This is a genomic window from Sphingobacterium sp. UBA3549 (assembly GCF_002376635.1).
Classification (GTDB): domain Bacteria; phylum Bacteroidota; class Bacteroidia; order Sphingobacteriales; family Sphingobacteriaceae; genus Sphingobacterium.
This window is the reverse complement of the sequence record NZ_DFOE01000001.1, coordinates 67,880-92,615: the sequence shown is the minus strand read 5'-3', so window position 1 is coordinate 92,615 and position 24,736 is coordinate 67,880. Positions and strand designations below refer to the sequence as shown.

The window sequence follows — 24,736 nt, the reverse complement described above, 5'->3', positions numbered from 1 at the left end:
ATGGCAAACAACAACGAGAAAACACGCTATAGCGATTCAGAATTACAAGAATTCAAAGATATTATCCTAGACAAGCTTAGAATAGCAAAAGAAGAGCTTTCCTCGTTGACCGCAACGCTTAATAACAGTAATGCTAATGGTACTGACGATACTGCTGGAACGTACAAAACATTGGAAGACGGTTCAGCTACTTTAGAAAAAGAGCAAACTAATCAGCTGGCTGCTCGTCAAAAGAAATTTATCGACAACCTTGAAGCAGCGTTGGTGCGCATCGAGAACAAAACGTATGGTATCTGTAGAGAAACAGGAAAACTGATTCAAAAAGAACGTTTGAAAGCTGTTCCACATACGACTCTGAGCATCGAAGCGAAAAACAAACAATATTAATTTTAGGCATTAAATATATGGTCTTTGCTTAGGCAAAGACCATTTTTATAACACAATGAAGGGTTATACAAAACCGATCGCACTTATTGTCGCGATTCTTTTAATAGATCAATTGTCGAAGATCTGGGTTAAGCTAACCATGACAATTGGGCAAAGCCACCATATCTTGGGCAAATTTTTCCAGATTCATTTTATTGAAAATAATGGAATGGCTTACGGCATGGAATTTGGCGGCGATTATGGCAAATTGTTTTTGACGGTATTTCGCATTCTTGCCGTAGCAGGGATTGGATACGGCCTACATTACATGATCAAGAATAAATATAATCGAGGCTTTATCTTAAATGTGGCCTTAATTCTTGCTGGTGCGCTTGGAAATATCATAGATTCTGCTTTTTATGGTGTGATCTTTAGTGAAAGCACCTGGTATGATAAAGCGAGTCTATTTCCGGCAGGAGGTGGATATTCATCCTTTCTTCATGGAAAAGTAGTTGATATGCTTTACTTTCCTTTGATTCAGGGCAACTTCCCTTCCTGGGTGCCGTTTTGGGGCGGTGAAGAATTCTTGTTCTTCCGACCTGTATTCAACATTGCAGACTCTGCGATTTCTGTAGGGGTTATTTTGATTCTTTTATTTCAAAAACGGTATTTTAAAACGGAAAAAGAAGAGAAATCGAGCATCCATAGTGAAATCGTTGAAGATTAACGAAATATCCCTAAAGCCTTGTTAATCTCAAGGCTTTTATTTTTGTATATATAATACGCGAAACTACTTAAACATTGCTATTAACATGAAAAACATCAGCCTACTTCTGATACTCTGCTGCTTAATCGGAATCAAAACGGCGCAGGCACAACAGATTGAAGTTTCCAACTTAAAAAAACATATCTACTTCCTCGCCGACGACAAAATGAAAGGCAGGGGAACAGGCAGTAAGGAAGTATTTAAAGCCGCAGATTACATTGAAAAGGAATTTAAAAAATACAAACTTCAGCCCAAAGGTGAAAAAGGGTATCGCCAATCCTTCAAGGCGAAAGTATGGAAAGTAAAAGTTGATGACAGCATTCGTCAGGCAGATAATATCATTGGTTTTATTGATAATGGCGCAGCTTTAACTGTGGTTATAGGCGCACATTACGATCATCTTGGAACAGGCCGCCAAGGAAGTTCAAAAGATTCCTTAGGGGTAGGCAAAATACATAACGGAGCCGACGATAATGCTTCTGGCACTGCTGGCTTATTAGAGCTCGCACGTTATTTCAGCAGCAACAATAAAAAAGAAGCCTACAACTTACTGTTTATTGCTTTCGGCGCAGAAGAACTGGGCTTAGTTGGTTCTAAATATTTTACGGAACACCCTACCCTACCCTTGGAAAAAATCACAGCCATGCTCAATATGGATATGATTGGTCGCTATAATCCCAGCAATGGTCTCGCTGTAATCGGTTACGGAACAAGTAGCCAATGGCCAGCGATATTCGAAGATATTCAGGCACCTATAAAATTTAATCTAAGCCGGGATGGGAATGGCGGCTCTGACCAGACTTCATTCTACAAAAAGAATATACCGGTATTGTTTTTCCATACGGGCGGACACCCAGACTACCATATGCCGACTGATGATGCCGATAAAATCGATTACAACGCTTTAAAATCCATATTAGATCTTGAAAAAACAGTAGTTGAAAATATTATGAAACAATCCAATAAAATGGATTTTGTATGGACCAATTAAACAATAAAAAGCGGACTGACGTTTAGCGAAATGTGACACTTTAACTTTTTGTCTGCACAAATGCTACATCACGAATAGATAAGCCGCTTTGTAGATATACACAAATAAACTAAACAGCGCACTTGAGATAGCGTAAATGAGTCTCTATGAACAGGTGCTTGGATATCATTTAATTATTGTTGATGAAAAAAATTCTAGTGACAGGATCCAATGGATTCCTTGGTCAAAAAGTCGTTGATTTACTTGCTAGCAATGACAAATATGATGTTGTTGCTCTTTCAAAAGGTCCAAACCGAAACCCGAATCAAGCGGATTACGCTTTCTTTCAAGTAGACTTATTGGACCGTACACAGTTAACAGATTTTTTGTCTGCGCAAACTTTTGATACAATTGTCCATACTGCAGCCATGACGAGTGTAGAAGCTTGTGAAGCAGATCAAGCGACTTGTCAATTGCTTAATGTCGATCTTGTTGGCTATCTCGGCGCCTATTGTGCTGAGCAACAAACACAATTGATTCACTTATCTACAGACTTTGTTTTTGATGGGAAAAAAAATGCACCTTACATTGAAACAGATCTTCCCAATCCGCAAAGTCAATATGGCAAGAGTAAATATGCTTCCGAACAAGTGCTTGCGCAGTCTGGCTGTAAATATGCTATCCTACGGACGATATTAGTCTACGGAATCAATGCTGACCCCAACCGTTCCAATCTTGTATTATGGGCTAAAAGTAAGTTGTCACAAAATGAGCCCATAAAAGTAGTCAATGACCAATGGAGAATGCCTACCTTTGTGGATGATTTGGCTTATGCTTGTCAACTCGCAATTGACCGAGAGGCGCAGGGAATGTTTCACATTTCAGGTGCTGAGCTGATGTCAATCCATGAGGCTGTCTACCAAATTGCGGACTACTGGCAGCTAGATAAAGGATTGATTTCGGAGATCAGCGCTGCCAGCATTGGACAGGCAGAAAACAGGCCACGGCACACAGGCTTTGATCTGACTAGATCTAACGCTGAATTGGGTTATGTGCCGACGTCATTTACGGATGCTTTGGCTAGCATAGATAATCAATTCAAAACGTTTGGACGATAATGACAAATAATGATATGATAGAGAAATTTGCGCGAGAGTCATACACAGAGATGAACGAATTGGTATTACCCAACGATACCAATACATTTGGAAATTTGATGGGTGGCCGTTTATTGTATTGGATGGATATCTGTTCGGCCATTGCTGCTCAAAAACACTGTAGCAATGTCGTCGTAACAGTATCTGTTGACAATGTATCTTTTAAGCGCTCCATTAGACTGGGTGAGGTCGTCACGATACAAGCTCAAGTAACACGTGCGTTTAATAGTTCTTTGGAAGTACGCATGGAAATTTTCGCGTCTAATTTACCGGAAGGCACCCGTGTAAAAACAAACGAAGCCTATTATACCTTTGTTGCTGTTGATTCGGATAATAATCCTAAAGCGGTACCGCTATTAATTCCAGAAACAGATTCAGAACGCAAAGCATATGAAGATGCATTACAGCGAAGAGAACTGCGTCTCATTCTTGCAGGGAAATTAAAGCCGGAAAATGCAAAAAAATTACAAGCATTGGTCAACCTTTTTAGCCAAAAGAACTGATGCCTAAATTTGTTTGTTCACATACTGTTTAAAAAAGCAAAAGGGAAAACGCAACGTTTTCCCTTTTTTAATTATATCGCATATGTTGGTCTTGTTCATTCGCGATAGCCTACGCGTTGCCAAGTGCCAAAATTCGATCAAACTCTTCAGGTTTAAGCGGCATAACAGACAAACGTCCCTGTCTCACCAAGGCGATATCCTGCAACTGTTCATCTGCCTTAATAGTTTCTAGTGTAACTGGGGTACTCAGTGTCTCTACAGGTTCCAGATCAACTACAACCCACCGCTCATCATCTGTTGTTGGATCTTGATAAAATTCTTTTACTACTTTGGCTATTCCCACAACTTCCTTTCCTTCATTGCTATGGTAGAATAGAACCAGATCCCCTTCTTTCATCGCTTTGATATTATTCCTAGCTTGATAATTGCGGACACCATCCCAGAAGGTGCGTCCATCTTTATTAAATTGCTCCCAGCTATATTTAAATGGTTCAGATTTTACTAAGAAGTACTGCATGGTCAAATATTATTATTAAATGTTATAACCTATTGTTGCGGCATTAAAACTTCCATTTTATCGGCAAAATGCGCACAGTAGTCACGTAGGTCACCAATAACTTTTTCCGCCATCGGATCGCCTCCTGAAGAACGGATAAAAGAATCTCCCAATGTTTGCAAAGTCTCATAGAAAAAGCGCTTCATCTCATCATAGGGCATATCTTTAGTCCAAAGGTCGATACGCATTGAATTCTTATAATGTGAATCCCATAAGGCTAGAAATATGGCTTTTGCAGGTAACTCCTCTGCACTATTGCCATCTGTAGACGACCACATGATATTTTCAGGCACGTTGTTTTCATCTAATTCTACCTGTAGTTTTATTTCAGCTTTTTTCATCTTAAATATTATTTGAACTATTTATATTGAGCTATGTTTCGTAATATGGTGATATTCTCCATTAATTCAAGACATAACCTGTCTATTATTTTTAATTTGATTTCTTACGCAAAGGTTACTTTGACAATTAAACTGGTCACACAAACAACTACCAAAAAAGCTAATTGTAATAACCACATCTTTTTATTTTGCTTTACAAAGACCCTAAATGCGATATCAACTAGGGTGAATATCAGCAACAGTAGGATAAATGCACCCCAAGTAAACAGCGCCTTTTCATCAGCGGAATTTTCCATGACAAACCAGGCAACAAGGCTTGCACTAGCGATATTTAGTGGAGTAAAGCGCACGACTTAATAAATTAGCGTTTTTTAAAATTACGATTAGTTCCTCCCGATTTTCCGCCTGCAGACTTACTTTTACTTTTTGCTTTTGGTTTAAATCCGGAAGCGCGCTGTGCATCTCGGACCTCTTTCTGTTTGATAACATATTTTTTCTCGTGAAAAGCACCTTGAAAATCTGGATTGTCTTTTCGCTTCTGATTGTCAATCTCGCGCGCAATGTCTTGTTTTTCATGAAAAGGTGTCTTCTCTATAAAGACATCTTCAGGGATTGGATATACAGGTATACTTTGCTTGATTAACTTTTCTATCTTACGAACGTAATACTTCTCAGCCTCATTACAAAACGTAATTGCATCACCTTCATTAAAGGCGCGTCCAGTGCGTCCAATACGGTGCACATAGTCTTCAATAACAATAGGGACTTCAAAATTAATCACATGGCTCACATTCGAAACATCAAGCCCACGCGCAGCGACATCAGTTGCGACCAAAATACGAACATTTCCTTCCTTGAATGCATTGATAGAATTGATACGTGTATTCTGACCTTTATTGGCATGAATAACACGAACCTCATCTTTACCATATTTACGCTCCAAAAAGTGGAAGACGTTGTCCGCAACTTGCTTTGTTTTACAGAAAACAATCAATCGGCTAAAGGCTTCATCATCTTTCAGAAGATGCTGAAGTAAATTCAATTTTGTCTTTTGGTTGGGAACAACATACAATGCCTGACTAACTGTCTTTGCTGGTGTGGCTTGTTCTGACACCTCAATTACGGTCGGGAATGCTAAGAAATCACCTGCTATTTTCCGTACGAGTTCACTCATGGTAGCCGAAAACAATAAGTTTTGACGTTTGCGGGGTACGATTTCCAAAACGCGATGGATTTTACTAATAAAGCCCATATCCATCATTTTATCTGCTTCGTCTAAGACCAAAAACTTGAGCGATTTGACAACAATATGCCCCTCGAGATACAGGTCTAAAAATCTACCTGGTGTCGCCACGATTATATCTATTCCTTTTTCGAGCGTCTCTATCTGAGTTTTTGGTCCTAATCCGCCATAGAGAACCACTGAACGCAAATCGAGATAAGTAGAAAATAGTTTGATATTTTCGTCTATCTGCATGGCTAGCTCTCTTGTCGGTGTTAAAATCAACGCCCGTGCATCACTTCCTTGAGCATACTTTAGCTTCATCAGCATAGGCAGCACAAACGCCGCCGTCTTTCCAGTTCCCGTTTGAGCGATTCCCATCACATCCTGTCCGGCCAATATGGGGGTAATTGCCTTTTCTTGGATTTCGGTCGGGTGTTGATACCCCGCCTCCGCTATCGCATTTAAGATCTGTTTATTGAATTTAAAATTTTCAAATGATTGCTGCATCTTGCAAAGATAAGGAAAAGAGTCCATTTGGCTTTCCTTGGCGATCAATACCACACACATTTACTTTTAATTGACATAAAAATTGGCGAAAAGCACATTATAAAGTCTAATATTTTGGTTTTTAAGAGAATTAAAGCATTTTTGTACTGTATAAACAAACTTTTTATCAGGTTGATATGAAAAAATTATGGATGTGTTTGTTGTTCATAACAACAGGCTTTACTGCATTTGCCGACGAAGGGATGTGGTTTTTAATGTATTTGAAGCGTCTGAATGAGTCAGATATGCAGAAAAAAGGACTTCGTTTAAGTGCCGAAGAAATCTACAGCATTAACAACTCTAGTCTAAAAGATGCAATTGTACAATTCAACGGCGGATGTACAGCAGAAATCGTTTCAGACCAAGGCTTGGTATTTACTAACCACCATTGTGGATATGGTGCCATTGCCGAACTTTCTACGCCGGAAAATGATCATTTGACAAATGGCTTTTGGGCCAAATCCAAATCTGAGGAACTAAAGCCAAAATCTCTGTCGGTTCGCTTTTTCGTTCGTATGGATGATGTTTCCAAGCGAATCTTAGGTCTGGTGAACAACAAAATGTCTGAAGATGAACGTAAAAAGATCATCGCAGCTGAGACGGCTAAAATCCAAAAGGAAAATAGCGAAAACGGGAAGTACGTGGTTGAGGTAAAATCATTCTACCAAGGCAACGAGTACTATTATTTTGTATACCAAGATTACAATGACGTTCGGTTGGTAGGAACCCCTCCAAATAGCATTGGAAAATTTGGTGGTGATACCGATAACTGGGAATGGCCACGTCATACTGGTGACTTCTCAATTTTCCGTGTCTACGCTGATAAGAATGGGAATCCAGCAGAGTATGCACAAGACAATGTTCCTTTGAAACCTAAGCATTTCCTTCCTGTAAGCTTAAAAGGTGTTCAAGAAGGAGATTTTGCGATGATTTTAGGTTACCCTGGTCGTACAAACCGTTGGATGCCTTCAGGAGGGATCAATCAGAATGTGAAATTCGCCTATCCAGCATGGGTAGAAGCGTCTAAAACTGGTATGGATGCGATGAAAAAATTTATGGATCAAGATCAAGCGGTCAAATTGAACTACGCGTCTAAATACTCTCAAGTAGCGAATTACTGGAAAAATCGTCAAGGGATGATTGACGCTTTGACATTGCATAAAACGGCGGAAGCAAAAGCAAAAGACGAGGCTAAATTTGACAAATGGGCCAATAAAACTGCAAATAAAGCCGAATATGGTGATGTCATCAAGACAATCAATGAGTTTTATGCAGCAACGAACGATAAAGCTAGACATGACAACTATTTAATGGGCATGTTGCGTTCCAGTGCGATTGCAGCTCTTCCCTATTCAATCGGATCCGGATTGGAAGTATATACTGCTGGAGACGAAGCCCAAAGGAATGCAATTCTCCCACGTTTAAAATCTGCCATAGATGCGGGTTATGAAAAGATGTACATGCCTCTTGAAGAGCAAGTATTGATTGACGAATTGAACCTGTATGCTAAAAAGGCTGGAAATATTGCACCATATATTGCAGAATTGGCAGCTAAGAACAATGGCGACTTTACAGCTTTTGTCAAAGAAGCTGTGAAGAACAGCATCTTCGCTTCGGCTGAACGCCTGAACAATTACTTGGACACTCCGAATGCTGAAATCTTGGCAAATGACCCATTGTATAAACTTTCTTCAGCTTTACTCAATAGATATCGTCAAACCGATCCTAACTGGAAAATCCAGGACGACAAATTTGAAGCTGCTTATCGTAAGTATGTTGCCGGGGTATTGGCCTCGAATCCAAAAGGTAAATTCTATCCGGATGCCAACAGTACTTTGCGGTTAACTTACGGTTCGATAAAAGGCTTACCAAACGATCCGCGTAACGATGCTGACAAGAACTTTTACACGACATTAAAAGGTACCATTGCAAAGTACAAAAAAGGTGATGAGGAGTTTGATTTACCACAACGTTTAATTGACCTGTATAATAATAAGGACTATGGTCGCTATGCGGACAAAAAAGGATATTTACCAGTAAACTTCCTAAGTGACAACGACATAACAGGCGGAAACTCCGGGTCGCCAGTAATAAATGGTAATGGCGAATTAATTGGCCTAGCTTTTGATGGTAATATTGAAGCAATGGCTGGTGATGTAATCTTTGACCATAAGCTACAACGTACAATTTCAGTGGATATTCGTTATGTATTATTTATCATCGATAAATTTGCAGGGGCGACCAACATTATTGACGAACTAAAGATTGTTGAATAGTTTTTTCAGCTTTTTCGAATAAAAAAAACGAAATTTATTTTCTATTTGATTCGTTTTTGTATATTTAAGGAGTGTTTAGGAAAAACCATAAAAACTAAAATTATAATTATAAAAAAATGGAAAACTACGTAAAATTAAAAGAGTTAGTAGCTTCTATCGAAGCTGACGCAGACAAGTTCTTCAACAATGGTAATTCTGCAGCTGGTACACGTGTACGTAAAGGATTACAAGAAATCAAAACTTTAGCACAAGAAATTCGTAACGAAGTAACTGCTAAGAAAAACGACGGAAAATAGTCTTTTTCGGAGTTAACATAAAAAAGGCCTTTCAAATGAAAGGCCTTTTTTTAGAAGGCTGCAGTCTCTCATAGACCTTTTCCCCTCCATCGTTTTTACTTTGTATTACAAGTTAGCTGACAAAAAGGTAATTATCATTGGAACAGCATTTTGCAATGTTTATAAATTGCCAAGTTCCATAATAAATTGAACAGTTTCTTTATTCATGTGCTCAGATAGTACACTTGTAAACTGATCGGTCATCGCCTTTCTTGACAAACGTTTCACTTTAGTGTTCTCTAACTTCTTTTTATCCATCACAACGGTGTTACTAAATTCGACTTTTGTTGCAAAATAGGAAACGTGCTGACTTGGCACCACTAACCCTAAAATCATCCCAGGCAGACCATTGATAGATTCGGGACCGCCGCTGATGGGAATTTCATTGCAATAGTAGCCAATGACATAAATAGAGTCTGGTGTAATACCATTGGCCCTCCTACAATTATACCCTGCAATCTCGCGATACTCATCTGTGATTTTCCACTTGATACGCTTCATCGAGTCCTGAACGATGATCTTCTCACCTACTATATCGTTATATCTCAAAAACGATCGGTTAAGCATATTGGAAAGTGTTGTTGCATCAAAATCCAATGCAAGCATCATAATGTACTGTTTAATCTCAGCGTCCAGCCCATCATCTTTTATAGATTCAAATAAAGTCTCTGTAGTATTGAATTTCAGAGATTTCTTCAATATCGCACTTTCCGGCAACCTAGGTACTATACGCTCAAAAAACTGCTTTGAGTTATTATCGGCCTTACTGATAAATTTTTTAGTTACGATATTCTTCATGTACATCGTTTTGTCGTAGGAAATTGTCCCAGCTCGTCCAAATAGCACGTACTGTGCTTTTAAACCTAGGGCAGAACAACAGAAAAGGAGAAAAAAGATATATTTTAACATTGTATCTTGCTTAATATTTTATAAAAACATTTTTGTAAAATCCCATGATAGTTTAAGCATATAATATCTGCGTATCGTATCATACCGGCGTTGGGTGAAGACAGAAGTCGATGCCGAGCGGCTAAAGCCTTTATTCTGATTAAGAATATCGTTGATCATAAAATCCAAGACCAATGATTCGTCTTTCAAGAATTTCTTACTCACACCCGGATGCAACAGAAACTGCTCAAACTTCTCGTCAAATGCTTTTGTAGCGGCTTCATAGGAGTAAGTATAATTGGTATAAACCTTAAATGTTTTGTTGAAAAAATACTCCACACTTCCATTGGAAGCAAATACAAAACCGTTGCTGTTGGTATTGCGTTCCAAACTTGATTTCATCAAACGATATTGTGGACTAAAGTTCAGATCGAAATTTAGACCAGTTTTGGTATCTCTCTTGAAATTATACGTAAAATTGAAATTCGTCGTATTTACTTTATTCAATTGGTGATTGAACATATTATAGTTGTCACTCATATTCACATAAAACTGTGGTGAATTTGACAGTCCTAGTTTTTTACTCAATTTGAAGTAAACTCCAGACCAGACATTCAGGGAAGTATTTGTTTTGCCCACCACATTATTCCAAGTATAAGTGTTTATTCCTTTTAGCGTATCAATATTCTGCGTAATTGGATTCTTTTCTGTAGAAATATTACCTCCGACATAGAGATAATTTCCACTCAATACACGGAAAGAGTTATAATTCAAATTCAATGAATTCCTAAATGATGGTTTTAAGTTTTCATTCCCTAAATAACGGTTAATCTGATCTGAGTTATCTAAGATCGGTTGAATTTGACTCATGGAAGGCAATTGATTTTTACCGGTATAGTTCAGCCATAAACCCTTACTTTTCGTAAAAGAATAGCCTGCACTTACATTTGGATTATACGTAAAGTAGCTTCTCGTAATCCCTTGGATCGTATAGTTATTGAACTGTTTCAGTTTGTCATTATTGAAATTGTTAGCAACCGTGAACTTAAATTTTTCAGTGGTATGAACTATGGCTAATTTGTATTGACTACTGTTGCGATCAAAATCATAGTTATTACTGAACCGGCGGTCCAATTGATTATAATTCCCCTGTCCATCATTATTGAAAGATTCCACTAAAGAACTACTGTTGCTCTGCTCAATTCCTGTTCCGACAACAAGATTCCAAATTTTGGATAAGGGTTCGGTATAGGAAATTGAAGCACTCAGCACATCGCTTGTATTATTGCGCACCTTACTTTGATCTGTCAATGAATCTGTTTTTAGTCCATAATTTCTCAGATCGGAGTTGAGATGCCCAGTACCTTTCATCTCATTTCTTTTCCATTGACCATCAAATGTAAAAGAGCGTCCTTTTTTCTTGAATTTATGGGTAAAATAGGCGCTAAAGTTGAACTCGTTGATGTTATTTTTCACCAATTCCCTTGTATTCTCGGCAATGGTTGTATCTGCGTCTTGGCCAAACTGATAAGCTTCACGTTTGTTATCTGACCAAAGATTCTTTCTGGATGCTCCACCTCGTATGGTCAGCAGATTTGATGAATCTAATTTCAGATCATATTTCAGATTGGCACGATGCTGGTCATTTTCAGTATCAACATTCTTCACTGATTTGTTATTGATCAAACCGCTCATAATCGTTTCATCATTTCCATCGCTGCTCAATCGTCCATATTTGTAATTCATGTTAACTGTATGTTTATCCTTATCAAATTTATCTGAGAAGTTAACGCCCGAATTTATAGCCTTAGGTACACCAACTACCCCTTCTCCTGAAAAAGGATCTGTAAAACTGGACCAGCTCATCGATCCGTCTTCACCATAAGATACCCCCGAATCACCACCATACTTTTGTGCATCCTGCCAATTCATGCTCGTTGTACCATTGTTACCAAAAAGCCCATATAAGGATATTTTCTGTGCTCCCTTAAATTTGTTCAGCATCAATTGCCCCATATAGTAGTCGTCGGTCCCCCCTCCAACAAGTGCTTTCCCAAACATGCCGTTTTTGGAACCGTCCTTCAACTTAACATTGATGGTTTGCTCACGCTGACCATCATCCACCCCAGTTCGCTCGGCCTGTTCTGATTTTTTCTCGTAAACCTGAACTTTATCCACCATATCCGATCGGATATTGCGCGTCACCAAGGTCGGATCGTCGCCAAAAAACTCCTCTCCGTCTACCAATACTCTCTTCACTGTTTTACCTTGTGCAGTAATCTTTCCGGACGCATCAACGGTGATTCCGGGCAAAGCTTTTAGCAAATCTTCGACCTTGGCATTTTTTTCCACTTTAAAGCTACCGGCATCATATTCTGTGGTATCGCCTTTAATTGTAATCGGAATACGGCCAGTAACAATAACCTCTTGTAATAATGTAGCTGTATTTGTCATACCAATAGCCAATCTGGAGTAATCCACACCAGGTTGAATCTCCGTATAAAAATCGCCATACTTGGGATAACTCACAATGAGCACATAAGATCCTGTATCGGGCTTGGCTAAGGAAAACAGACCATTTTCGTCAGATCTTGTAAAGCCTGTTAATATAGAGTCTTTAGCAGTCAACAGCATGATTGTTGCGTCTGATAACTTTAATTGGTCCTTTACATCACTTATTTTTCCAGCAATCTTGGATTGACCTAAGGCCAGACCAGGAATAGCAAAAATAAAAAATAAGAGCATTTGTAAAACTCTTCTCATAAAATTGTTGGATAGTGAATTATTATAAATATAACATTAGTAGATAAAACCAATGTTTTGTTACAGTAAATTTAATTTTATTTCTTGAAAGATGGATTCTCGCATCTAGCTCTAGTAATCGACGGAAACAAGAAAGTCCATTTCGCAAAAACTCAGATCCTGTATATTCCACCAAAAAAAGACTTTTTACGATAATGGATAATGTTTCTTCTGTTGCATATAGATCAACTGCCACAACTGGAGACAGAAGAAACATATCAACACGGCAAAAGATATTTGGCAAGCTATCCCACTATAATTTTTAATATTTGGGTTTATGTCTGCCAGTTCAATTTTGGCCATGAGATAGTTATTCAACATGATTCCGCAAACGGTTCCCAGGAGAAAAAATGTAATTGCATATTTTTTATTTGACAGCGCTTTCTCTCTATTTTTCTCAAGTGCTGCGATACTACCCATGATCCGTTGTTCAAAATCGCCGAATGGCACTTCTACTTTGCTCATTTGCATAACCTTACTGAATTTTTCATGCTGCTTATCCATAATATTCTGCTTTTTTAATTAACTGACTCAATATGATGTGCATATTTTTACGGCCCCGGTGCAAGATCACTTTTGTATTTGCTAATGTCCACCCCATAATTTCCTGAATTTCATCCATCGACTGTTCTTCGAGATAGAATAAGCGTAACGCAACAGACTCCCGGGCAGGCAGGATAGTGAGTGCATCGTTGATCATTTCTTTTCGTTCATGTTCGATGATTTCATCCAATACAGAATCCTCATGCGACGTGTCATGATGGGATAGATCAAAATTGACCATGTCTAGTTTCTTATGGCGAATGGCATTAAAAGCCACATGCACCACAATCCGGTAAAACCAGGTACTAAATTTGGATTTTCCTTTAAAGGATGACAGCGATTGATAGCACTTTATAAATGCTTCCTGAACGGCATCTTCTGCCAAATGCTCTTCCTTTACAATAGAAAGAGCGACAGAAAATGCCATATCCTGATACGTTTTTATAAAATAACGATAAGACTCCACGTCACCTGACAGAACTTTCCGAATATAGATCTCATCCATTGGTGGGTTAAATATCGCGTTTTTTATCCAATCGGTTAGCAATTATCATTGCAAGCCCTGCAGAAATAATCAAAATTGCTACGGCGAGTGAATCCGGCAAATCAGTCTTGATATAATTGTCCAATACACCGACAATGAATAAACCAATTCCGATACCTAGAACCAAAATCCCCGGCTTTTGCCAATCTATAGGCTCCCTTTTTCTGCTCTCGCCGGGAACATGTACTGCGGTACTCCGATAACGCATAATAAAATAAACACACAAGGTAATACACGTAAATAATCCGACGCCCAAAACGGCTGCTACTGATTGCTTTTCCATAATTATTTGAATTAGTTTACTCATTAGTCACCGTCATTCCCGAAAAGGTTACAACAAATTGAGTTAAATGTGTTCATTTGTGTAAATTTGTTTCAAACACAAACAATATGCAAAACATTAAAGAATATGTAGAAGCAAACAAGCAACGTTTTTTAGATGAGTTGTTTGATTTATTGCGTTTACCGTCAGTAAGTGCTGATCCTAAATTTAAAGGAGATGTGGAGAAGACCGCTGAATTTGTTGCTCAGAAATTGCGTGAAGCAGGAGCCGACAATGTAGAAGTTTGTCCTACTGCTGGTAATCCAATCGTTTATGGAGAAAAAATTATTGACCCGGCGCTACCTACTGTATTGACTTATGGGCATTACGACGTACAACCTGCTGATCCATATGAGTTGTGGGATACCCCTCCTTTCGAACCGACAGTCCGTGATGGCAAAATTTATGCACGTGGTTCTGCCGACGACAAGGGTCAATTTTATATGCATGTAAAAGCCTTCGAATACATGATTAAAAATAATGCCTTGGCATGTAACGTCAAATTTATGATTGAGGGTGAAGAGGAAGTTGGCTCAGTCAATTTAGGTACCTTCGTTAAAGAAAATACAGAAAGACTGAAAGCTGATGTTATCGTTATTTCGGACACATCGATGATTAGCATGGAGCAACCTTCCTTAGAAACTGGCTTACGTGGGCTTTCTTATGTCGAAGTGGAAGTTACTGGTCCGAACAGAGATCTACACTCCGGCGTATATGGAGGAGCTGTTGCCAATCCGGCGACAATATTAGCAAAACTGATCGCGTCGTTACATGATGAGAACAATCATATCGCTATTCCAGGATTCTATGATGACGTTGTCGAATTAACTGCCGAAGAACGCAAAGCATTAAATGAAGCGCCTTTTGACATTGAAGAATACAAAGCAGACCTTGGTATTCAAAATGTCTGGGGAGAGAAAGGCTTTAAGACACTAGAGCGTACCGGTATTCGCCCAACCTTAGAAGTAAATGGTATTTGGGGTGGATATATTGGTGAAGGAGCCAAAACCGTATTGCCTTCGAAAGCGAATGCAAAAATCTCCATGCGCCTTGTGCCAAACCAAAACTCCCAACGTATTACAGAACTTTTCAAAAAACATTTTGAAGCTATTGCCCCAGATTATGTGAAGGTAGAGGTCAAACCTCACCATGGTGGTGAACCAGTTGTGACACCGACTGACAGCGTCGCTTACAAAGCTGCAGAAAAAGCCCTGCATGAAACATTTGGTGTTCAGCCTATCCCTACCCGTGGCGGCGGTTCTATTCCAATCGTTGCTCTTTTTGAAGAAGTACTAGGTTTAAAAACAGTGCTTTTGGGCTTTGGCTTGGATAGCGACAACCTACACTCGCCAAATGAAAAATATGGTATTGAGAATTATCTCATGGGAATTTCAACAATTCCATTATTTCATAAATATTACGCAGAACTAAGTAAATAATTTAGTTTTTCATTAGATAAAGGGTTATTTTTAAATTTTAGAAATAACCTTTTATCGTTTTATGGATTTTGATTTTCGCTTAATTGTTTTTTATACTGCAGCTCAACACCTTAATTTCACCAAAACTGCTTCGGCACTTTTCATCTCGCAACCTGCAGTAAGCAAAAATATCCAAGAACTGGAAAAGAAACTCGGAGTACCGCTCTTCGAAAGAAAGGGAAACAACCTCAACCTCACTGATTCAGGTCAAATTTTATATAAATATGCCCAACAGATTATTACGCTGTATAATCAGGCTGGCCAAGAAATACAAGAATTGCAGGAAGGCCGAAAAGGAAAACTTATTTTAGGGGCTAGTACAACTATTTCTCAATACGTTTTACCAGCTTTACTTGCCGACTTTCTAACGCAATATCCTAACAATCGCATCGAGTCTTTTCAATCCAATAGCCGCAGCATTGAAGAACAACTTATCGATAAAACATTGGACCTAGGTATTACTGAAGGTTCTACAGACAATAGAGCCCTGAAATATATTCCTTTTATGAAGGATGAGCTCGTCCTAGTCACAAATAGCAAAAACCCACTATTAGCACAATTAAAAAAACCTGCATTGTCAGACATGACACGACTGCCTTTGGTACTACGCGAACAAGGTTCGGGGACACGAACAATTATTGAGAACGCACTAAAAGATAATCGCATTAACTTATCAGCAGTACATATAGAAATGATCTTACCTTCAACAGAGAGTATAAAAGGCTACCTAGCCCGTCGCGACAGCTTCGCTTTTTTGTCTATTCATACGGTTCAAAAAGAAGTATTAAATAATTTGCTGACCATTATCGATATTCCACAACTGAAAATAGAACGTTACTTTTATTTTACCCATTTGTATGGAGGTCTTTCGGGCACGCCTAATCAGTTTCTACAATTCTGCCTGCGACAAAACTTCGGGTTATAACTAAAGGTTATATCTCATAAAAAAACGGGGTTTTAATTTCGGGGTTGAGGCAACTAGATTTGTACAAATAAATTAGTGTAATGGATTATAAAAGTCTGACAAATTATTTAAAAGCCCTAAGCTGGATCATTGTCGCATTGATCATTACGTGTACAACTTTATGTGTATTTCCGTTAAAATATGAGGGACATCAAAGAGAACCAGATTCTCTTGAAATACGCAACGACTCGCTTGTTACCCACGTTTCCCAATTCAAAGGAATTTCCTTCAATGATAATCCCGAGGGCGAAATGGCCCGTTATGGTGAACATCTAATTAAAAGAACCTACGATTATTTTTATGATGGGGAAGTCAAAATAGGGAACAAGCTTGCCTGTAGCAGCTGCCATCTCAATGGTGGCACAAAAGCTTTTGCGGCTCCATATGTTGGTCTCACGAATGTTTTCCCAACATATATCGCACGGGAAAATAAGATTGAATCACTCGAAGAACGTATTAATGGTTGTTTTGAGCGAAGCATGAACGGCCGAGCCATACCAGAAAACAGCAAAGAGATGAGAGCTATCGTCACCTATATTAAGAATATTAGCGTAAATACCGTTAACAAGGGTCGGCTGGCAGGTCAAGGATTTATTAAAATGGATATTCCCAACCGCGCTGCAAACTTGAAACATGGTCAGCTGGTTTTTGAGAACAAGTGTACAAGCTGTCATGGAAAGGATGGACAAGGTCTTCCGCAAGTGGCTGGAAAAGGATATCAATATCCTCCCTTATGGGGAAAAGATAGCTACAATGATGGTGCTGGAATGGCACGATTACTTACCGCTACCCGTTTTATCAAAGCTAATATGCCTTTGGGCGCAACTTATGACGCACCGCAATTGAAGGACGATGAGGCCTATGATGTCGCAGCATATATCAATTCTTTCGATAGGCCCCAAAAATCAAATAAGCAATTGGACTATCCCAATCTAAACAGAAAGCCCAAAGACAGCCCATACCCCCCGTACGCCGATAACATAAGCATAGAACAACATAAACGCGGTCCTTATAATTTCTAACCGTAGACACCCCATTAAATCAATAATAAATATGAAAAAACAATTTACAATCGCTTGTATTCTTTTAGCGATAACGACTATACAAGCGAAAGCACAGGAAAACAAATTGTTGCTCAATAATCAGCAATACACTGGTGCTGTTGCAAAGAAAAAAACGTATAAAGCGATCTATCAGTTGGACAGTAATGATCCAAAAACAATTGAAAAAGCAATCCGTAATATTAACAATGTATTAAAAGACCCGCGATTAAAGGGGCACTTGCAGGTTGAATTAGTTGCATTTTCTGGTGGTACAGAAGCTTACTTAAAAAAGAACAGTCAGTATGAGAAACCATTGAAGGATCTGGTAGAGAAAGGTGTTATCATAGCCCAATGCTTAAATACTTTGGAAGAGAAACATATTGCCAAAGAAGAGCTATTTGATTTTATAGGCTACGTACCCAGTGGCAATGGTGAATTAATCTTACGAGCAAATGAAGGTTGGGTTATCGTTAAACCATAAGTATAATGAAAAATTTTCTACTGCTTGGTCTAACAATCGCATTATTGGGAGCCCAGGAAATTAAAGCACAAGAGCATCGTTTTGACCCACCTTGGAATAATCCACCCGAATCAGCGCTGAATTTTACGGTACCCGGGATAGACAATATTCCAGACTTATATGGTGATATCGAAAATCCGCAGCTTACCGTTTTTTTCGCGGGCAATCAATTTATGGTGGTCGATGATCTAGTTGCATCATTCAAAAAAGAATACCCACAATACGAGCGTATTTTTGTTGAAACTCTCCCACCAGGCATTTTAGCTAAGCAGATTAAAGGCGGATCAATCACGATAGGTAATCTACGTCTTACACATAAGCCAGATGTTTATACCGCAAGTAAAAGAGCGATCAATGAAATGGCAGATTATTTCAGCTATACACAGGTTTATTGCTACAACAATATCTGTTTAATGGTTCCAGCAGGAAATCCTGGCAATGTCAGCACATTGAATGATCTGGGAAAGGAAAATATTCGTATTAGCATGCCTAACCCTCAATGGGAAGGAATCGATGAACAGATCAAAGCATCCTATAAAAAAGCGGGCGGCGAACAGCTCGTCAAGAAAATCATGGAAGATAAGGTCAAAGATGGCAGTACTTACCTAACCAAGATTCACCATCGCGAGAGCCCTATGCGGATATTATACAATCAGGCAGACGCGGCTCCAGTCTGGACTTCAGAAGTAGTATACCAAAAACTCATTGGTCATCCTGTTGAAGGAATTATCATTCCGGATGCTTACAACACCAATGCAAGCTACGTTGCTGCTAAGTTAAAAAATGCGCCACATCCCCGGGCTGCCGATGACTTTTTAAAATTCATGAAATCGCCGACAGCGAAGTTCATTTACAGAAAATACGGCTTCACAGTAGACTAAAAAAGAAAATGGGTAATTAATTATCCATTTTCTTTCTTTACTTTAGGTCAAAATTAGTTGACTTGTATGATCCTATTGCTTAAAAAAATCCATCGGTATTGGTACTTTATCAGTGTTCTCCTTGTTTTCGTCTTATTTTTCCCTTATATCTATTTTTTAGCACTGCGTCCCGAAATAAACTATGCCAAAATTGCGCGGATGAGGCGCTGGGTATCAGTTGGTGGGTCGGCGCTGGCCGGTGTATTTTTTAAAGTCAGCTATGAATCAAAAATAGATTGGAACCGTTCCATGGTACTGTGTCCCAATCATACTTCAGTCCTGGATATAACAGCCCTCACCTATTTGTGCCCCGCCCCTTTTTCATTTATCGGAAAAGCTTCACTACTTAAAAATCCGGTGACACGAATTTTTTTCAAAACAATAGACATCCCCGTCACTAGAAGAAGTAAAGTATCGTCATTCAAGGCATTCCAGCGCGCCAATGAACTTGTGCAAAATGGCCGAAGTGTCGTTATCTTTCCAGAAGGAAAAATTGACGATAGTTTTCCACCTCAGATACACAAATTTAAATCTGGTGCCTTTCGTATCGCGATTCAGAACGATGTACCCACAGTTCCAATTATTATCGAAAATGCCTGGGATATCTTCTTCGATGACGGTTCGAAAAGGGGATCTCGACCAGGAATTGTTAAAATACATGTGTTCAATCCGATAGAGACCAAAGATTTTAACGATGATAATGCAGCAGAATTGGAGAAAGTGGTCTATGAGAAAATGCAATCCCATTGGATTATGAAGAATAAATCGTATTTTCATAACCTAGAGAATCTCCAAAAAATATGTCAGGAAAGATCTTAATCGAAATCAAGGATATTGCCAGAGAATACCAGATTGGCGCTGAAACAATTCATGCCTTAAGCTCTGTAACGCTCAATATCCATAAAGGAGAATTTGTCGCCTTAATGGGGCCCTCGGGCTCAGGAAAATCCACGTTAATGAATATTCTTGGCTGCTTGGATACACCAAGCCGGGGAGATTACATCCTCAATGGAATTAATGTTAGCGAGATGACTGACGATGAACTTGCGGAAGTAAGAAATAAAGAAATTGGTTTTGTCTTTCAAACATTTAATCTTTTACCTAAGAATACAGCACTTGAAAACGTAGCTCTCCCGCTTATTTATGCGGGGTATACTAAGGTTAAGCGGGAAGAAAAAGCCACTGCTGCACTAGAAAGCGTGGGCTTAGGACATCGTATGGACCATAGGCCCAATGAACTTTCGGGAGGACAACGACAACGTGTTGCTGTTGCAAGAGCACTAATTAACGATCCATCCATTATTCTTGCCGATGAGCCAACAGGAAACCTCGACACCAAAACGTCCATTGAAATTATGGGCCTACTTGAAGAAATTCATTCTAGAGGTAATACCATCATTCTAGTCACACACGAAGAAGATATCGCGTTACATGCACACCGTATTGTACGTATGCGGGATGGGCTGATTGAAAATGATTATCCTAACCCCGATATTAAATCAGTGTCCCCAAGATTGAATGCTTTAAATGAAAAGGGAAGTGATTTCGAGAATATTTAAAAATATTATAAAACTATAAATCAACAACTTACATTAAAACCTCAAAAATAACATGCAATTTACTTGCTTAAGTTAAATTAAATCATAGTTTTGCGAAAATAGAGAACTTAAATTGTTTTTATATGTATTGGACATTAGAATTAGCTTCGCATCTAGAAGATGCACCGTGGCCAGCAACAAAAGATGAATTAATCGATTACGCTATTCGTTCGGGTGCACCTGTTGAGGTGATTGAAAACTTACAATCTCTTGAGGATGATGGCGAGCCATATGAAAATATCGAAGAAATTTGGCCCGACTATCCAACAAAAGACGATTTCTTCTTCAATGAAGATGAATACTAAAAAATAAAAAACGCCTTTAAAATAAAGGCGTTTTTTATTAAAGGCTGCTCCTGCCATTCGTAGACGATACAGTGTAGCTCATATGGTGTCTCACAAAGGTTTTTATGCTATAGTTTTAATCCATTTTAATAAAGACAAGTCTCATAGGTATGAAGATAAAATTAAAGCTATTATTGTTTTTCTTTATAAGCTGTATGGTCTGCCAAAGCTCATTTGCGCAAGAACAACAAATTGCCAATAAAAATATTGTTGTTTTAAAAAGGTTTGTCCAACGTCTACATGATCATAATCTAGCTACCGATGTTATTCTAAGTCAAGACCTAATAACATCAGAAAAACAAGAAGAAGATATGCAGGAGTACTTATTGGCGAGTATCGACGAAATCAGGATAAATATACAAAGTAAGGATATTGAAAAATTGGAATATCTCAGCTTTGATCAAGCGGGAAGGAAAGAAACAAGCGATATAGATCTAGAAGGTATTGATCCGCAGCAAGTTTACTTTGTCAAATATCTCAAACGTTTTGTATTTGCTGTAGTCATTCGTGATAAAAAAATTGCATCGCTCACATTAGTCTCTAAAGGCAATAACAAAGCCCATTTTGTTTTTTACTAATTTCTCTTAAGCTCTTATACCTAGGTCATTTTATATCACTTATTTAAATATCGCTATCAAAGAAAAATTCAAGTAGTCTTTTGACACTATATTGTATAGCATAATTATAAGCAATAGGAGGGTAATGATGCTTTCTTAAAAATTTTTCAATAAAAACACTTGCATTTTATAATTCTATCAACCATATTTGTATTAATAAAAATAACAATGATAATAACTGTATCAAATAAAGCTTGGTGGTGGCGCAACGGATAACGTTGTGGCAAAATCCTATTGCATTATTTGATTAATACATCAAGATATGATGGGCTTGCCTAAATTAGGTAAGCCTTTTTTTATTTAAATTAACCATGAAAGAAATTTTAGCTCATTTATTTGAATACAAGACATTTTCTCGGCAAGAAGCCTACGAAATCCTCACCAACATTACGATGGGCAAATATGACAGCCACCAGATTGCTGCTTTTATGACGGCCTATGGTATGCGAAGTATCCGTGTTGAAGAGCTCGGGGGATTTAGAGATGCGATGTATGACTTATGCCTCAAACTGGAGTTTAACGGTTATAATTTAATTGACCTTTGTGGTACTGGTGGTGATGGTAAAAATACTTTCAATATCTCAACGATAGCATCTTTTGTTACAGCTGGAGCTGGTTATCACGTCGCGAAGCACGGTAACATCGGCGTCTCCTCAAGCTGTGGGTCATCCAATGTCATGGAATATTTAGGTTATCAATTTAGCAACGATAAATCTGAACTACAACGTCAGCTTGATGAGGCCAATATTTGTTTTCTACATGCACCGCTGTTTCATCCGGCCATGAAAACCGTTGCTCCAATACGCCGTGCGCTAGGCGTTAAGACATTCTTTAACATGCTGGGACCATTGACAAATCCGGCCAATCCAAGATTTCAATCTGTTGGTGTATTTAGTTTAGAATTAGCAAGACTGTATGGATATTTATATCAAAACACCAATAAACAATATTCCATTATTCATGCTTTAGATGGATATGATGAGATATCCATGACTGGCGATTTCAAGGTAATCAATAATCAAGGGGAGAATTACTACAGTATGGAAGATCTCGGTTTTAAGACGGTTTCAGCGCATGAGTTAACCGGGGGTGACAGCGTAGCAGACGCTGCCAAAACATTTTTATCTATCTTGAATAACAAAGGGACAGATGTACAAAATAATATTGTTTTGACCAATGCTGCCTTTGCTATTAAAACATTTAATCCCGAAAAATCTTTCGGTGACTGTTTTTATGAAGCTGAAAGCTCATTGATGGAAGGCAAAGCTTTGCGAAGCTTCCAAAAACTAATTAAAAAATAAGATGGCGATCAAAATAAAAGTTTGTGGTATGAAATATTCCGACAATATAGCGGCTGTAGCTTCTTTGGGAGTGGACTATATGGGATTTATATTTTATGATCAATCCAAACGTTATGTTGGCGAAAACTCTTCAATATATATAAAGAAGCTTGAGAACCTAAACAAGGTTGGGGTTTTCGTCAATGCAAGCCTGTCAGAAATTCTTGTTAAAAAAACTGAATTTAAATTAAATGTAATTCAGCTACATGGAGATGAATCTGCAGAATTCTGCCGCGAATTGAAAGAAAAATCAAAAGCTACGATCGTTAAAGCTTTCGGAGTAGATCAAGACTTTGATTGGATAGCTTTGGATTCTTACGCCAATATTGTAGATTACTTTTTATTTGATACGAAAAGCAATTCCTACGGCGGTACGGGATTACAATTTGACTGGTCCCTATTGGACCAATACACACTTATCACGCCCTATTTTCTGAGCGGTGGTTTGGACGCTGAAAATATCAAAAGAGCGCTAGAAAGAAATGATCCTCGGCTATACGCCCTGGATTTAAATTCAAAATTTGAAGTAGAACCCGGGTTAAAAGATATTGATCTATTAAGCCAAAGTATAAATACTATTAAAAATGAGTATATATCAAGTCAATGAAAAAGGATATTATGGCCCATTTGGAGGAGCCTATATCCCTGAGATGCTCTATCCGAATGTGAAGGAGCTACGTGAAGAATATCTCAAGATTATCGAAGAAGAGAGCTTTCAGGAGGAATTTAATCAACTGCTCAGCGATTATGTTGGACGTCCATCTCCCTTATATCATGCCAAGCGTCTATCGGAAAAATATGGAACTACCATTTACTTAAAACGTGAGGATCTTAACCATACCGGAGCCCATAAAATCAATAATACCATTGGCCAAATTCTATTAGCAGAACGCTTGGGTAAAAAGCGTATCATCGCAGAGACCGGTGCAGGACAGCATGGTGTTGCCACCGCTACAGTGTGTGCACTAAAAGGGATACAATGTGCGGTTTATATGGGTGAAATTGATATTCAACGCCAAGCTCCAAACGTTGCACGGATGAAGATGATGGGAGCCGAAGTTATTCCAGCGACATCAGGGTCAAAAACTCTAAAAGATGCTACAAATGAAGCGTTAAGGGATTGGATAAACAATCCTGTCGACACCCATTATATCATTGGCTCTGTTGTAGGCCCACACCCTTATCCTGATATGGTTGCTCGGTTTCAGTCTATTATTTCTGCAGAAACGAAAAAACAGCTCTTCACAAAGACGGGAAAAGAAAATCCAGATATAGTGTTGGCGTGTGTCGGAGGAGGCTCCAACGCCGCAGGTATGTTCTATCATTATCTGGATGAAGAATCGGTTCAATTGTATGCTGTCGAGGCCGCTGGCCACGGTGTTGATTCAGGCGAATCCGCTGCTACAACAGCGTTAGGAAAAGAAGGAGTCTTGCATGGAAGTCGCTCCATCCTCATGCAAACAGCAGATGGTCAGGTCATAGAACCGTATTCCATATCCGCTGGGCTCGACTATCCCGGAATTGGCCCGCAGCACGCCTGGTTATTCAAATCTGGTAGAGGCAGCTACGTTAGTGTGACTGACGACGAGGCCATGCGTGCAGGCCTTGAACTTACACGATTAGAGGGTATCATACCAGCAATTGAAAGTGCACACGCGCTCGCTTATTTAGAGAAAATTCCTTTTAAAGGTGATGAGACCGTCGTTATCTGTCTTTCTGGCCGCGGCGATAAGGATCTGGATAATTATATGAAATACTTTGATTTTTAAGTC

General features: G+C 38.7%; 28 protein-coding genes. 19 read left to right on the top strand and 9 right to left on the bottom strand.

Annotated features, from left to right (window positions below):
* The 5 genes from B2W36_RS00435 (at position 1) to B2W36_RS00415 (ending at position 3,762) form a co-directional block, all read left to right on the top strand.
* Positions 1-387 carry a TraR/DksA family transcriptional regulator gene (locus B2W36_RS00435; RefSeq protein ID WP_046674049.1) on the top strand — a complete coding sequence of 129 codons (387 nt, stop codon included), beginning with the start codon at positions 1-3 and terminating at the stop codon, positions 385-387.
* Between the two features lie 55 nt (positions 388-442).
* Entirely contained in the window at positions 443-1,093 is a 651-nt protein-coding gene (locus B2W36_RS00430; RefSeq protein ID WP_293879620.1) for a lipoprotein signal peptidase, read from the top strand.
* Positions 1,094-1,178: 85 nt separating this feature from the next.
* The gene (locus B2W36_RS00425) at positions 1,179-2,123 is read left to right on the top strand and encodes a M20/M25/M40 family metallo-hydrolase (protein WP_293879619.1); all 945 of its coding nucleotides are present in this window, start codon (positions 1,179-1,181) and stop codon (positions 2,121-2,123) included.
* A gap of 182 nt (positions 2,124-2,305) precedes the next feature.
* A complete protein-coding gene (locus B2W36_RS00420) occupies positions 2,306-3,220 on the top strand; it encodes an SDR family oxidoreductase (protein ID WP_293879618.1) in 915 nt (304 codons plus the stop codon).
* A gap of 14 nt (positions 3,221-3,234) precedes the next feature.
* Positions 3,235-3,762, top strand: coding sequence for an acyl-CoA thioesterase (locus B2W36_RS00415; protein WP_293879617.1), 528 nt, complete (start codon positions 3,235-3,237; stop codon positions 3,760-3,762).
* A 109-nt stretch (positions 3,763-3,871) separates the two neighbouring features.
* Here the strand turns inward: B2W36_RS00415 and B2W36_RS00410 are convergent, their stop codons facing one another.
* The 4 genes from B2W36_RS00410 to B2W36_RS00395 all read right to left on the bottom strand — a co-directional run bounded on the left by B2W36_RS00410 (position 3,872) and on the right by B2W36_RS00395 (position 6,391).
* The gene (locus B2W36_RS00410; RefSeq protein WP_293879616.1) at positions 3,872-4,279 is read right to left on the bottom strand and encodes an EVE domain-containing protein; all 408 of its coding nucleotides are present in this window, start codon (positions 4,277-4,279) and stop codon (positions 3,872-3,874) included.
* A 29-nt stretch (positions 4,280-4,308) separates the two neighbouring features.
* Entirely contained in the window at positions 4,309-4,659 is a 351-nt protein-coding gene (gene gldC / locus B2W36_RS00405) for a gliding motility protein GldC (protein WP_293886107.1), read from the bottom strand.
* 104 nt (positions 4,660-4,763) lie between these two features.
* On the bottom strand, positions 4,764-5,009 hold the full coding sequence (locus tag B2W36_RS00400; RefSeq protein WP_293879614.1) for a hypothetical protein: 246 nt from the start codon (positions 5,007-5,009) through the stop codon (positions 4,764-4,766).
* Between the two features lie 11 nt (positions 5,010-5,020).
* Positions 5,021-6,391, bottom strand: coding sequence for a DEAD/DEAH box helicase (locus B2W36_RS00395; RefSeq protein ID WP_293879613.1), 1,371 nt, complete (start codon positions 6,389-6,391; stop codon positions 5,021-5,023).
* A gap of 176 nt (positions 6,392-6,567) precedes the next feature.
* Here B2W36_RS00395 and B2W36_RS00390 point away from each other — a divergent pair, with 176 nt between their 5' ends.
* Together B2W36_RS00390 and B2W36_RS00385 are read left to right on the top strand one after the other, a co-directional pair.
* Positions 6,568-8,706, top strand: coding sequence for a S46 family peptidase (locus B2W36_RS00390; protein WP_293879612.1), 2,139 nt, complete (start codon positions 6,568-6,570; stop codon positions 8,704-8,706).
* Positions 8,707-8,822: 116 nt separating this feature from the next.
* Entirely contained in the window at positions 8,823-9,002 is a 180-nt protein-coding gene (locus B2W36_RS00385) for a hypothetical protein (protein ID WP_046674057.1), read from the top strand.
* A gap of 159 nt (positions 9,003-9,161) precedes the next feature.
* Here B2W36_RS00385 and B2W36_RS00380 read toward each other — a convergent pair whose 3' ends face one another.
* From B2W36_RS00380 to B2W36_RS00360, 5 genes are all read right to left on the bottom strand, one after another.
* A complete protein-coding gene (locus tag B2W36_RS00380) occupies positions 9,162-9,950 on the bottom strand; it encodes a GLPGLI family protein (protein WP_293879611.1) in 789 nt (262 codons plus the stop codon).
* An 18-nt stretch (positions 9,951-9,968) separates the two neighbouring features.
* Entirely contained in the window at positions 9,969-12,692 is a 2,724-nt protein-coding gene (locus B2W36_RS00375) for an outer membrane beta-barrel protein (protein WP_293886106.1), read from the bottom strand.
* Between the two features lie 186 nt (positions 12,693-12,878).
* Complete coding sequence (locus B2W36_RS00370; RefSeq protein WP_293879609.1) at positions 12,879-13,235, bottom strand: hypothetical protein; 357 nt, start codon at positions 13,233-13,235, stop codon at positions 12,879-12,881.
* A complete protein-coding gene (locus B2W36_RS00365; RefSeq protein ID WP_293879608.1) occupies positions 13,228-13,779 on the bottom strand; it encodes an RNA polymerase sigma factor in 552 nt (183 codons plus the stop codon). Before B2W36_RS00365 ends, B2W36_RS00370 begins: the two co-directional genes overlap by 8 nt.
* A 7-nt stretch (positions 13,780-13,786) precedes the next feature.
* Entirely contained in the window at positions 13,787-14,101 is a 315-nt protein-coding gene (locus B2W36_RS00360) for a hypothetical protein (RefSeq protein WP_293879607.1), read from the bottom strand.
* Positions 14,102-14,208: 107 nt separating this feature from the next.
* Here B2W36_RS00360 and B2W36_RS00355 point away from each other — a divergent pair, with 107 nt between their 5' ends.
* From B2W36_RS00355 to trpB, 12 genes are all read left to right on the top strand, one after another.
* On the top strand, positions 14,209-15,579 hold the full coding sequence (locus B2W36_RS00355; RefSeq protein ID WP_293886154.1) for a dipeptidase: 1,371 nt from the start codon (positions 14,209-14,211) through the stop codon (positions 15,577-15,579).
* 61 nt (positions 15,580-15,640) lie between these two features.
* Complete coding sequence (locus B2W36_RS00350) at positions 15,641-16,543, top strand: LysR family transcriptional regulator (protein ID WP_209578586.1); 903 nt, start codon at positions 15,641-15,643, stop codon at positions 16,541-16,543.
* A gap of 80 nt (positions 16,544-16,623) precedes the next feature.
* Positions 16,624-17,604 carry a c-type cytochrome gene (locus tag B2W36_RS00345; RefSeq protein ID WP_209578587.1) on the top strand — a complete coding sequence of 327 codons (981 nt, stop codon included), beginning with the start codon at positions 16,624-16,626 and terminating at the stop codon, positions 17,602-17,604.
* Positions 17,605-17,635: 31 nt separating this feature from the next.
* Entirely contained in the window at positions 17,636-18,106 is a 471-nt protein-coding gene (locus tag B2W36_RS00340; protein WP_209578588.1) for a DsrE family protein, read from the top strand.
* Between the two features lie 5 nt (positions 18,107-18,111).
* Positions 18,112-19,026 (top strand): substrate-binding domain-containing protein, encoded by a 915-nt coding sequence (locus B2W36_RS00335; RefSeq protein WP_293879605.1) that lies wholly within the window; start codon positions 18,112-18,114, stop codon positions 19,024-19,026.
* 66 nt (positions 19,027-19,092) lie between these two features.
* Positions 19,093-19,884 carry a lysophospholipid acyltransferase family protein gene (locus tag B2W36_RS00330; RefSeq protein WP_293886105.1) on the top strand — a complete coding sequence of 264 codons (792 nt, stop codon included), beginning with the start codon at positions 19,093-19,095 and terminating at the stop codon, positions 19,882-19,884.
* Complete coding sequence (locus B2W36_RS00325; protein ID WP_209578591.1) at positions 19,866-20,624, top strand: ABC transporter ATP-binding protein; 759 nt, start codon at positions 19,866-19,868, stop codon at positions 20,622-20,624. Before B2W36_RS00330 ends, B2W36_RS00325 begins: the two co-directional genes overlap by 19 nt.
* Positions 20,625-20,746: 122 nt before the next feature.
* Positions 20,747-20,968 carry a DUF2795 domain-containing protein gene (locus tag B2W36_RS00320; RefSeq protein ID WP_028072584.1) on the top strand — a complete coding sequence of 74 codons (222 nt, stop codon included), beginning with the start codon at positions 20,747-20,749 and terminating at the stop codon, positions 20,966-20,968.
* A 149-nt stretch (positions 20,969-21,117) separates the two neighbouring features.
* Positions 21,118-21,585 carry a hypothetical protein gene (locus B2W36_RS00315; protein WP_293879603.1) on the top strand — a complete coding sequence of 156 codons (468 nt, stop codon included), beginning with the start codon at positions 21,118-21,120 and terminating at the stop codon, positions 21,583-21,585.
* 350 nt (positions 21,586-21,935) lie between these two features.
* Positions 21,936-22,925 (top strand): anthranilate phosphoribosyltransferase, encoded by a 990-nt coding sequence (gene trpD / locus B2W36_RS00310; protein ID WP_293879602.1) that lies wholly within the window; start codon positions 21,936-21,938, stop codon positions 22,923-22,925.
* Between the two features lies 1 nt (position 22,926).
* Positions 22,927-23,571 carry a phosphoribosylanthranilate isomerase gene (locus B2W36_RS00305; protein ID WP_293886104.1) on the top strand — a complete coding sequence of 215 codons (645 nt, stop codon included), beginning with the start codon at positions 22,927-22,929 and terminating at the stop codon, positions 23,569-23,571.
* Positions 23,549-24,733, top strand: coding sequence for a tryptophan synthase subunit beta (gene trpB / locus B2W36_RS00300; protein WP_209578595.1), 1,185 nt, complete (start codon positions 23,549-23,551; stop codon positions 24,731-24,733). The genes B2W36_RS00305 and trpB overlap by 23 nt, the downstream gene beginning before the upstream one ends.
* The last annotated feature ends 3 nt before the right edge of the window (positions 24,734-24,736 follow it).